The following is a 10,180-nucleotide window of genomic DNA, read 5'->3' on the forward strand; positions in this document are numbered from 1 at the left end:
CACGCCGTCTGGGCCCTGCGCGACTACGGCTTCCAGGTCGTGCTGAGCCCGAAGTTCGCCGACATCTTCCGGGGCAATGCGGGCAAGCAAGGCCTGGTCACCGGCGTGATCTCCGAGGCCGACGTGGAGGCCATCTGGGCCCAGATCGAGGCGCAGCCGGGGATCGAGATGACGGTCGACCTTCTCGAGCGCACGGCGGTGATCGGCGAGCTCCGGGTCTCGTTCGAGATCGACGATTACACTAGGTGGAGGCTCCTCGAAGGTCTGGACGACATCGGGCTGACTCTGCGCAATGAGGACAAGATCGCGCAGTTCGAGGCGCGCCGCGAGGCGTGGCGCCCGCGGACGCTCCCCGTTCGCTAGGACGGATCGCGCCTTCACCGGCGCCGATCATCTGTCTTTCGCTTCCCCGTCCTCGACACACACTGTGAGGTCCGATCCATGAACACCCTTCTGAGCGCTTCGGCGTCGACACCCGCCGGAGGCGAGGTTTCGGTCCTCGAGATCCGCGGAGGACGGCCGCTGAAGGGGCGCGTCGAGGTGAAGGGCGCGAAGAACCTCGCGACCAAGGCGATGGTGGCGGCGCTGCTCGGGGAGTCCGAGAGCGTGCTGCGCGATGTCCCCGACATCAGCGATGTGAAGGTCGTGCGCTCTCTGCTGGAGGTGCACGGGGTCACCGTCACCGATGAGGGCGAAGGGGTCCTGCGTCTCGACCCGCGCGGTGCGGTCTCCGCGCACATGGAAGAGATCGACGCACACGCCGGCGCGTCCCGCATCCCGATCCTCTTCTGCGGCCCGCTGCTGCATCTGCTCGGGCAGGCGTTCATTCCGGATCTCGGCGGATGTCGCATCGGCGACCGTCCGATCGACTTCCACCTCGACGCTCTGCGCGCGTTCGGTGCCACCATCGACAAGCTGCCCAGCGGCATCCGGCTTTCCGCGCCGAACGGACTCAAAGGCGCGAACATCGCCCTGCCGTACCCCAGCGTGGGCGCCACCGAGCAGGTCCTGCTGACCGCGGTGCGCGCGAAGGGCACGACCGAGCTGCGAAACGCCGCGATCGAGCCCGAGATCATGGATCTGATCGCCGTGCTGCAGAAGATGGGCGCGATCATCTCCTACGAGCCCAACCGCGTCATCTTCATCGAAGGCGTCGACACCCTTCGCGGCTACGACCACCGGAGCATCTTCGACCGCAACGAAGCCGCATCGTGGGCGTGCGCGGCCCTAGCCACCGACGGCGACATCTTCGTCGGTGGAGCCAAGCAGCAGGAGATGCTCACCTTCCTCAACGTCTTCCGCAAGGTGGGAGGCGACTTCGACATCCACGAGGACGGCATCCGCTTCCGCCGCGGGGGAGCCCTGAAGCCCGTCGTCGTCGAGACGGACGTCCACCCGGGATTCATGACCGACTGGCAGCAGCCGCTCATCGTGGCCCTGACGCAGGCCGAGGGCGTCTCGACGGTGCACGAGACCGTCTATGAGAACCGGCTCGGCTTCACGCAGGCTCTGAACAAGATGGGTGCCGACATCGTCGTGCACCCCGAGGGCATCGCCAGCCCCGACCGGCGCGTGGCGCGCCGCGCGCTGGAGCAGGCCGCGGTGATCACCGGTCCGACGCCGCTGCACGGCGCCGATGTGGTCGTTCCGGACCTCCGCGGCGGCTACAGCTATGTGATCGCGGCGTTGGCGGCGCAGGGGCGTTCGCGCGTGGCGGGCGTCGACATCATTCGTCGCGGATACGAGAAGTTCCTCGAGAAGCTCACGATCCTCGGCGCCGACTTCGACGTCGTCGGATGACGGGCACGGCGCGCCCGGCGCCGCGGCGCCGGGCCTCTCCGGAGAAGACGCGTCCGTCGGTCTTCTGGCCGCTCGCGGCCATCATCGTGCCGGCGGTCGGCTGGTTCGCGAAGATCGAGATCAGCGGTGCGGAGCACCTTCCGGCGGAAGGCCCCTACGTGCTGGCCCCGAATCACTACAGCGAGTTCGATCCGCTGATCATCGCGGTGGGCACGTGGCGTATGGGCCGCGCACCGCGGTTCATGGCGAAGGAGAGCCTGTTCCGCGTTCCCGTGCTCGGGGCGGCCTTGCGCGCGACCGGCATGGTCCCGGTCGCCCGGGCCTCGTCGTCGGCCGCGGCGAAGCAGACCCTTCAGCAGTCGGAGGATCTGGTGACCCATGGCCGCGGCGTCATCGTCTACCCGGAGGGCTCGCTCACGCGTGACCCCGACATGTGGCCCATGCGCGGCAAGACCGGCGCGGTGCGCCTCGCGCTGGCCGCCGGTGAGCCGATTCCCGTCATCCCGGCGGCGACCTGGGGCGTGCAGCAGATCCTCCCGCGGTACGGCAAGCTCCGCTTCTGGCCGCCGCGCCGTCGCGTTCGCCTTGCCCTCGGCCCGGCGACCGACCTCTCGGCCTTCACCGGCCCCGGCGCGACGGGGTCTGCGAACCTCATCGCCGCCACCGATGCCGTGATGGCCGACATCTCTGCCCTGTTGGGCACCTTGCGCGACGAACAGCCGCCGACCGAACGGTGGAACCCCTCCGCCCACGGACAGAACGAAACGGGTCGCCTTGACGCGTAGGGGCGAGTCGGCGTTGCCGCGGGTCGCGGTGATCGGCTCGGGCAGCTGGGGAACCACGTTCGGCAAGGTGCTCGCCGACGGCGGCGCCCACGTGGTGATGTGGGCTCGCCGCGCCGAGCTCGCGCAGGAGATTCAGGAAGGGCACCGCAACAGCGAGTATCTTCCCGGGATTAACCTGCCGCGCACGATGTCGGCGACGACGCACCTCTCGGAGGCGCTCGAGGGTGCCTCGCAGATCTATCTCGCGATCTCGAGCCAGGCGCTGCGACAGAACCTGAAGGCGGTGCGTCCTCTCGTGCGCGACAATGACGCGCCGATCGTGTCGCTGATGAAGGGCGTCGAGAAGCGCAGCGGGCGGCGGATGAGCGAGGTGATCGCCGAGGAGCTGCACTGCGACCCGGCCCGCATCGCCGTCGCGTCCGGCCCGAACCTTGCGCTCGAGATCGCCCGGGAGCAGCCCACGGCAGCCGTCATCTCCTCCACCAGCCGTGACACGGCCGAGGCGGTCGCCCGGCGCGCTCGCAACGTCTACTTCCGGACTTTCGTGAACACGGATGTGATCGGCACCGAGTTCGGCGGTGTGCTGAAGAACCTCATCGCCGTCGCGATCGGCATCGTCGACGGCGTCGGTTACGGCGAGAACACGAAGGCCTCCATCATCACGCGCGGTCTCGTGGAGATGACCGACTTCGCCGTGGCCCAGGGCGCTCAGCCGGAGACGCTGCAGGGGCTGGCCGGTCTCGGCGACCTGATCGCGACGTGCCAGTCTCCGCTGAGCCGCAACAACACCGCCGGGCGACTCCTCGGCCAGGGCTACAGCTTCCAGGACGTCGTGAAGCAGATGAACCAGACCGCCGAGGGACTCGCCTCGGTGGCACCGGTGCTGCAGCTGGCCCGCGCCTGCGGCGTCCAGATGCCCATCGTGGAACAGGTCAAGATGGTTCTGGACGGCACGATGAATCCTCGCGACATCGCGCCGCATCTGACCACCGACGACGACAAGCCCACGGGTGAGAGGACCCAGCATGGACAAAGCGGTAGTGGCGGTGCTCTTCGGAGGGCGTTCCAGCGAGCACGCGATCAGCTCCGCGACGGCGGGCGGCGTGCTTCGGGCGATCGACCGTGATCGCTTCGACGTCATCCCGGTAGGCATCACGCGCGACGGCGCTTTCGTGCTCGAAGACGACGACCCCGACAAGTTCGCACTCAACCCGGAACGTCTGCCGGAAGTCGTCGACAACGGCACGCGCATCCTGTGGCCCGACTCCGTCCGCTCCCGTGAGCTGCGCGTTCAGGATGCCGACGGCATCCGCTCGCTCGGCGACATCGACGTCGTCTTCCCGATCCTGCACGGCCGCTTCGGCGAGGACGGCACGATCCAGGGCTTCCTCGAGCTGCTCGATCTGCCTTACGTCGGTGCCGGACTGTTGATGTCGGCGATCGGCATGGACAAGCACACCACCAAGAGCGTGCTGAAGGCTGCCGGCGTCCCGGTCGTGCCGTGGGTCACTGTCACCGAGGCGGGCCTGGCCCGTGAGAGCGACCTGTGGCACCGGCGCATCCGCGCGCTCGGGCTGCCGGCGTTCGTCAAGCCGGCGCGGGCCGGGTCGAGTGTGGGCGTGTCGAAGGTGTCCGACTGGTCCGAGTTGGATGCCGCTCTGGCGACCGCCTTCGCCGAAGACGGCACGGTGCTGGTCGAGCAAGCGATCGTGGGCCGCGAGGTCGAGTGCGGCGTCCTCGCCGGTCGGGACGGCGCCGCGCCGCGCGTCAGCGTCGCCGGGGAGATCGTGATCACAGGGCGGGACTTCTACGACTTCGAAGCCAAGTACCTCGATGCCGCCGGTATCGACCTCGTCTGCCCCGCGCAGCTGCACAGCGGCGAACTCGCCGAGATGCAGCGCGTCGCGGCCCGCGCGTTCGAGGCTCTGGGCGGCGAGGGACTGGCACGGGTGGACTTCTTCTTCACCGGAACCGAGTTCTTCGTCAACGAGGTGAACACGATGCCGGGGTTCACGCCCATCTCGATGTTTCCGAAGTGCTGGATCGCGACGGGAATGAGCTACCGCGACCTCATCAGCGAGCTGATCGATCTCGCGCGCGTGCGCTGACGACCGGCACGGGTCGTCTCAGGAGGACGGGCGGGCGATGCAGGTGCGGCCATCCGTGGGCAGCTGCTGTACAGCGGAGGACAGCGCGCTGAGCACGTCGCGTCCGCTGACGACGTCGTAGTCGAGGTACACCTGCACCGCGGGGGTACGACCGAACGTGGTGAACCGGTACTTCGGCGCCTCGGAATCATCCATCAGCCAGTCGACGCCGTCGACGGTCTGGCAGACGAGCGTCGACGGTCCAGGCGCGTCGAGCCCGCACGTCAGCAGGACGCTGGCGGGGCTGCCCCACGCACCCGTGGCCTGGGCGTCGGTCCATCGGCGCGGCTGGCCGTCGACGGTGGCCGGCAGACGAGAGGTCACCGCCGCACATGCCGGGTCGTTGGCTCCCTTCGCCGGTGTCATCGAGACGGTGGAGCTGCAGCCGGCGGTACCGAGGGCGATGCCGAGCGCCACTGCCACGCTCAGAGGGGCGACGATCAGGCGCGAGCGGGACATCACTCCAGGCTACCGTGGAGCGGTGAGCACACCGATCGCCCCGACCGTCCGCGACCTGGGGGAGCGGCAGCTCTTGTCGCGCATCTTCACCGTCCTCGACGGCTCGTCGCGCGCGCTCGTCGGGCCCGGCGACGATGCCGCGGTGCTGGCGGCTCCGGACGGCCGCGTCGTGGTCTCGACCGACACGCTCGTGCACGGCCCCGATTTCCGGCTCGCGTGGTCGAGCGGGGAGGACCTGGGCTGGAAGGCCGCCGCGGTCAACCTCTCCGACATCGCCGCGATGGGCGCTCGCCCGACCGCGCTGGTGGTGGCTCTCACGCTTCCCGATGACACGCCGGTCGCGTTCGTCGAGGCTCTCGCGCGCGGACTGCGGGCGGCGTGCGACGCACTCGCGCCGGGATGCGCGGTGGAGGGTGGGGATCTCGCGGCATCCGACACGCTGACGATCGCGGTCACGGTGCTCGGAGCGCTGGATGGCGTCGAGCCCGTGCGGCGGTGCGGGGCGCGGCCCGGTGACGTCGTCGCCGTGACGGGGCACCTGGGGGCGGCCGGGCGCGGTCTGGCCCTGCTGTTCGATCGCTTTCGCGATGCCGAGGGCCGCCCCCTCGCCGTCGATCCGTCGGTCCTCACCGACCGTGAGCGCGCCGATCTCGCTGCCCAGCTGCGTCCGCGCCCGCCGCTCGCGCTCGGCCCTCTGGCCGCGCGGTCGGGCGCGACCGCGATGATGGACGTGTCCGACGGACTTCTGCTGGATGCGACGCGTATGGCGGAAGCGTCCGGCGTGCGGATCGATCTGAGCCCGGAGCTGGACGACATGGCGCTTCGAGGCGGGGAGGATCACGAGCTGCTCGCTACGTTCCCATCCGGAGCCGCCCTGCCGGAGGGTTTCCGGCGTGTCGGCACCGTGATCGCCGACGCGACGCCACACGTCACCGTCGGAGGTGCGTCGTCAGCCGGCGTCGGCGGGTGGGATCCGCACCGGGACTGGGACGCGGCCCGCGGCTGATGCGGCCGAGGCGCCGCGCACCGCGGCGACGGCGCGGGCGATCGCCGTCGTCTCAGGACTGCGGGCGTACCCACCACAGCGTCGTGTCGCCGTAGCTCTTGTCGCGCTCGTACTGCAGCGGGTCGGGCAGCGTGGGGGCGCCGGAGCGGGTCGCGCGCTCGACGACCACGAGCGCGTCGGGCGCCAGTCGCGGCGCGAGCATTTCCAGCACGCGAGCGAGTTCGGTGTCGGCGAGGTCGTACGGCGGATCGATGAAGACGAGATCAAACGTGCGGGCGGTGGCCCGCAGGTACGCCTCGACGGAGCTGCGGTGCACTCGGATCGGCGTGCCCGGGAGCACCTTCGCGACGGTGCGAGCGTTGCGGTCGGCGACGGCCGCGGCGCGCGGCGCCTTCTCGACGAGATCGACGGATGCCGCGCCCCGGCTGGCTGCCTCGAGCCCGAGGGCGCCCGAACCGGCGAAAAGATCCAGCACGGCGGCTCCGTCGACGATGTCGGCCGCGTCGAGAGCGCCGAAGAGCGATTCACGCACGCGGTCGCTGGTCGGGCGCGTCCCGGCATCCGGGACACCGAGCGTGAGCGAACCGGCGGCTCCGGAGATGATGCGCGTCACGTGTTCACCCTAACCCTGGTCTGACGGACCCGCCGCGCCCGTCTCGTCGCGGAGCCGGGGCTCGGTGCGGCGCTCTGGTCGAAAGCCCGCCTTGTCGGCGTAGAAGGCACGGATCGCGTCCATGTCGCGGGCCACGTCCCCCGTGAGAGCGAGGGTCGGCCCGAGCCCGGCCGTCATCGTCGTACGGTCGACGTAGCCGAGCGTCAGCGGCATGCCGGTCTCGCGGGCGATGCGGTAGAAGCCGTTCTTCCAGAACGCGTTGCCCCCGCGGGTGCCGTCGGGAGTGACCACGAGGCCGAAGATCTCCCCGGCGCGAATGCGGGCGACGATGTCCTCGACCATGCGGCCTGCGTCGGCACGGTCGACGGGGATGCCGCCGAGAGCGTTCATGACGGGTCGTCGCCAGCCGCCACCGGCTGCACGACCAGAATACGCGGGCAACGGTGCGGCGGATCACGAGCCGACTCTACGGGTGTCTCCTGGATGATCCGTGCCTGTCCGATCGTCCGGGGACGGCTACGGCGTCGGTGGGCCTCAATAGACTCGGAGCATGCCCGCGATCACGCTCGACACCGCTCTTGTCGATGCGCTGGGAGCTGCGACCGCGAAGCTGTTCGATCGGGCATTCGGCATGAGCACGGTGGCCGATCTCCTGACGCACTACCCGCGGCGATACGCCCGACGCGGCGAGCTCACGCCGATCGACTCGCTGCCGCTGGGCGAGCAGGTCACGATCGTCGCGGAAGTGCGCTCGGTGTCGTCGCGACAGATGCGTCAACGGCGCGGTTCTCTTCTCGAGGTCGTGATCAGCGACGGCGCGGGAGCATTGACACTGACCTTCTTCAACCAGGCCTGGCGCGCCAATGATCTCCAGGTCGGTCGGCAGGGCATGTTCTCGGGCAAGGTCGGCCAGTTCCAGGGTCACCAGCAGCTGGCCCACCCCGATTACACCCTCTTCGACGACGTCGACGCGGCGCGGTTGAACGCCGAGGCGCAGCAGCACACGCCGATTCCGATCTACCCGGCGACGAGCACCGTGGCGACGTGGCAGGTGCAGAAGGCCGTCGCGACCGTGCTGGCCGCGCTGGCGCCGGTCTCCGACCCGCTGCCCGACTCCCTGCGCGCCGATGAGGGTCTGCTCGATGCGACCACGGCTCTGCGGCGGATCCACGCGCCTGAGAGCTTCGAGCAGATCGACGACGCGCGACGAACGCTCCGCATGCACGAGGCGTTCATCCTGCAGACCGCGCTCCTCCAGCAGCGCGAGACGGTGCGGGCCATGGCGGCGACCGCGCGCCCGGCGGGCGAGCTGCTCCACGTCTTCGATGCCCGCCTGCCGTTCACGCGCACCGCCGACCAGGACGCGGTCGGCACGCAGATCGCCGCTGATCTGGAGGGCCCCTGGCCGATGAACCGTCTGGTTCAGGGCGAGGTCGGTTCGGGCAAGACGCTGGTGGCGCTGCGCGCCATGCTGCAGGTCGCGCAATCCGGTGGTCAGTCGGCGCTGATCGCCCCCACCGAGGTCCTCGCGGCGCAGCACGTCCGTTCGATCGCCCGGATGCTGGGACCACAGCTCGCGCCGGAGCTGATGCCCACGCTGCTGACCGGGCAGTTGCCCGCCGCCGAGCGGCGGAAGGCGGCACTGCGGGTCGCGTCGGGACAGGCGCGGATCGTGGTGGGCACACACGCCCTGCTGAGCGCGTCGACGACGTTCGCCGACCTCGGTCTCGTCGTCGTCGATGAGCAGCACCGCTTCGGAGTCGAGCAGCGCGAGACGTTGCGCGCGAAGGGAACCGCGCCGCACGTCCTGGTGCTCACGGCGACGCCCATTCCGCGCACGGTCGCGATGACCGTCTTCGGAGACCTGGATGTTTCCACCATTCGGACCATGCCGACCGGGAGGGCAGGGATCACGACGCACGTGGCGCCGCTCGCAGAGAAGCCCGGGTGGTTCGCACGCGTGTGGGAGCGCGCCGCAGAAGAGGTCGCCGCTGGGCACCAGGTCTTCGTCGTCTGCGCCGCCATCGATGCCGAAGCGCTCGGCACCCCGGCAAAGGATGCCGCGGACGACCTGCCGGTCGATGTGGGCGCCGTCGAGGGCGAACAGCCTCGAACCCGATGGGGAGTCGTCCAGGTCGCTCAGATGCTCGCCGGCATCCCCTCGTTCGACGGCCTGCGGGTCGAGATCCTGCACGGCAAGATGCCCGGGGAGCAGAAAGACGCGGTCATGCAGGCCTTCGCGGCCGGGCAGATCGACGTGCTCGTGGCCACCACGGTGGTGGAGGTCGGCGTCGACGTTCCCAACGCCTCCACGATGATCATCATGGAGGCCGATCGGTTCGGCGTCTCGCAGCTGCACCAGCTTCGCGGGCGGGTGGGTCGCGGTGCGGTCGCCGGCTTGTGTCTTCTCGTCACGGAGGCGCCGGAAGGGACGCCGGCCCGGTCTCGCGTGGAGGCGGTCGCGTCCACGACGGACGGCTTCCTGCTCGCCGAGATCGACCTCGAACTGCGCGGAGAGGGCGACGTGCTCGGAGATGCCCAGTCGGGGGCGCGCACCTCTCTGCGGCTTCTTCGGGTCGTCCAGGATGCCGATCTGATCGCGCGAGCCCGTGCGGCGGCGGCAGACGTGCTCTCCCGCGACCCGATGCTCGAAGACCACCCCGGCCTCGTCGCAGCGATCGAGCGGCGCATCGGGCAACAGGAACGGGCGGCCCTGTCCAAGAGCTGATGGGGCTCGAAAGTGACGCCGCTAGGCTGGCGGCATGAACAACCGCATCGCGGTGGTCCCCGGTTCGTTCGATCCGCCGACCCTCGGACATCTCGACGTCATCCGCCGCGCCGCGGCCCTGTACGACGAGCTGCACGTGCTCGTCGTACACAACCCGGGCAAAGAGGCCATGCTGCCGATCGCACAGCGGCTGAGTCTGCTCGAGCAGTCGATCGGGGAGGAAGGCGTGGAAGGCAATGTCGTCGTCGCCTCCTGGAGCGTCGGGCTTCTGGTCGACTATGCCCAGGACGTCGACGCCGGCGTGCTCGTCAAGGGCATCCGGTCCCAGATCGACGTCGCCTACGAGACGCCGATGGCGATCGTCAACCGGCACCTGGCCGAGATCGAGACGGTGTTCCTGCTGCCCGACCCCGCGCACGCACTGGTGTCGAGTTCTCTCGTGCGACAAGTGGCCGCTTTGGGCGGCGATGTCTCGCCGTTCGTACCGGGACCGGTCGCCCGCTTCCTCGATACAGGGGGACGGGCGGGCTGACCGCCGTCGATGCCCGCGGGACGGCTAGCATTGCGTGGTGGTCAGAAAGCATGTGAGCGGTCCGTTCGTGTTCCCGGTGCGCGATATCTCGCATCGTGCGGGGGAGATGC

10 protein-coding genes and 1 pseudogene are annotated in these 10,180 nt (G+C 69.7%); 8 read left to right on the top strand and 3 right to left on the bottom strand.

Annotated elements, in window-relative coordinates:
- The 5 genes from BGN98_RS04865 to BGN98_RS04885 all read left to right on the top strand — a co-directional run.
- A partial coding sequence (locus tag BGN98_RS04865; protein WP_502687812.1) for a 3-isopropylmalate dehydratase small subunit occupies window positions 1–363 on the top strand: 363 nt, incomplete at its 5' end.
- Window positions 364–441: 78 nt separating this feature from the next.
- Window positions 442–1,800 (top strand): UDP-N-acetylglucosamine 1-carboxyvinyltransferase, encoded by a 1,359-nt coding sequence (gene murA / locus BGN98_RS04870; protein WP_036285287.1) that lies wholly within the window; start codon window positions 442–444, stop codon window positions 1,798–1,800.
- Window positions 1,797–2,585 carry a lysophospholipid acyltransferase family protein gene (locus BGN98_RS04875; protein ID WP_288119936.1) on the top strand — a complete coding sequence of 263 codons (789 nt, stop codon included), beginning with the start codon at window positions 1,797–1,799 and terminating at the stop codon, window positions 2,583–2,585. The genes murA and BGN98_RS04875 overlap by 4 nt, the downstream gene beginning before the upstream one ends.
- A complete protein-coding gene (locus tag BGN98_RS04880) occupies window positions 2,575–3,711 on the top strand; it encodes an NAD(P)H-dependent glycerol-3-phosphate dehydrogenase (protein WP_288119937.1) in 1,137 nt (378 codons plus the stop codon). The genes BGN98_RS04875 and BGN98_RS04880 overlap by 11 nt, the downstream gene beginning before the upstream one ends.
- Window positions 3,611–4,693 (top strand): D-alanine--D-alanine ligase family protein, encoded by a 1,083-nt coding sequence (locus BGN98_RS04885; protein WP_288119938.1) that lies wholly within the window; start codon window positions 3,611–3,613, stop codon window positions 4,691–4,693. The genes BGN98_RS04880 and BGN98_RS04885 overlap by 101 nt, the downstream gene beginning before the upstream one ends.
- A gap of 18 nt (window positions 4,694–4,711) precedes the next feature.
- Here the strand turns inward: BGN98_RS04885 and BGN98_RS04890 are convergent, their stop codons facing one another.
- A complete protein-coding gene (locus BGN98_RS04890) occupies window positions 4,712–5,191 on the bottom strand; it encodes a DUF3515 family protein (RefSeq protein WP_036285294.1) in 480 nt (159 codons plus the stop codon).
- A 22-nt stretch (window positions 5,192–5,213) separates the two neighbouring features.
- Here BGN98_RS04890 and thiL point away from each other — a divergent pair, with 22 nt between their 5' ends.
- Window positions 5,214–6,197 carry a thiamine-phosphate kinase gene (gene thiL, locus BGN98_RS04895; protein ID WP_036285296.1) on the top strand — a complete coding sequence of 328 codons (984 nt, stop codon included), beginning with the start codon at window positions 5,214–5,216 and terminating at the stop codon, window positions 6,195–6,197.
- Window positions 6,198–6,249: 52 nt separating this feature from the next.
- Here the strand turns inward: thiL and rsmD are convergent, their stop codons facing one another.
- Both rsmD and BGN98_RS04905 read right to left on the bottom strand, forming a co-directional pair.
- On the bottom strand, window positions 6,250–6,810 hold the full coding sequence (gene rsmD, locus BGN98_RS04900; RefSeq protein WP_082784343.1) for a 16S rRNA (guanine(966)-N(2))-methyltransferase RsmD: 561 nt from the start codon (window positions 6,808–6,810) through the stop codon (window positions 6,250–6,252).
- Between the two features lie 9 nt (window positions 6,811–6,819).
- Window positions 6,820–7,218 (bottom strand): annotated as a pseudogene (locus BGN98_RS04905) (lysophospholipid acyltransferase family protein); the annotation flags it as partial.
- 142 nt (window positions 7,219–7,360) lie between these two features.
- On the opposite strand from BGN98_RS04905, the gene BGN98_RS04910 reads away from it, so the two are divergent.
- Complete coding sequence (locus BGN98_RS04910; RefSeq protein WP_036285299.1) at window positions 7,361–9,538, top strand: ATP-dependent DNA helicase RecG; 2,178 nt, start codon at window positions 7,361–7,363, stop codon at window positions 9,536–9,538.
- Window positions 9,539–9,572: 34 nt separating this feature from the next.
- Window positions 9,573–10,070, top strand: coding sequence for a pantetheine-phosphate adenylyltransferase (coaD, locus tag BGN98_RS04915; protein WP_036285302.1), 498 nt, complete (start codon window positions 9,573–9,575; stop codon window positions 10,068–10,070).
- Window positions 10,071–10,180: the final 110 nt, after the last annotated feature.

Source organism: Microbacterium sp. 69-7 (genome assembly GCF_001897985.1).
Classification (GTDB): domain Bacteria; phylum Actinomycetota; class Actinomycetes; order Actinomycetales; family Microbacteriaceae; genus Microbacterium; species Microbacterium laevaniformans.

Bases quoted from the DNA above. Each gene is read 5' to 3' on its own strand.
- BGN98_RS04875 (WP_288119936.1), top strand. From the start codon at position 1,797: ATGACGGGCACGGCGCGCCCGGCGCCGCGGCGCCGGGCCTCTCCGGAG.
- murA (WP_036285287.1), top strand. From the start codon at position 442: ATGAACACCCTTCTGAGCGCTTCGGCGTCGACACCCGCCGGAGGCGAG.
- BGN98_RS04885 (WP_288119938.1), top strand. From the start codon at position 3,611: ATGGACAAAGCGGTAGTGGCGGTGCTCTTCGGAGGGCGTTCCAGCGAG.
- BGN98_RS04910 (WP_036285299.1), top strand. From the start codon at position 7,361: ATGCCCGCGATCACGCTCGACACCGCTCTTGTCGATGCGCTGGGAGCT.
- BGN98_RS04890 (WP_036285294.1), bottom strand. From the start codon at position 5,191: ATGTCCCGCTCGCGCCTGATCGTCGCCCCTCTGAGCGTGGCAGTGGCG.
- coaD (WP_036285302.1), top strand. From the start codon at position 9,573: ATGAACAACCGCATCGCGGTGGTCCCCGGTTCGTTCGATCCGCCGACC.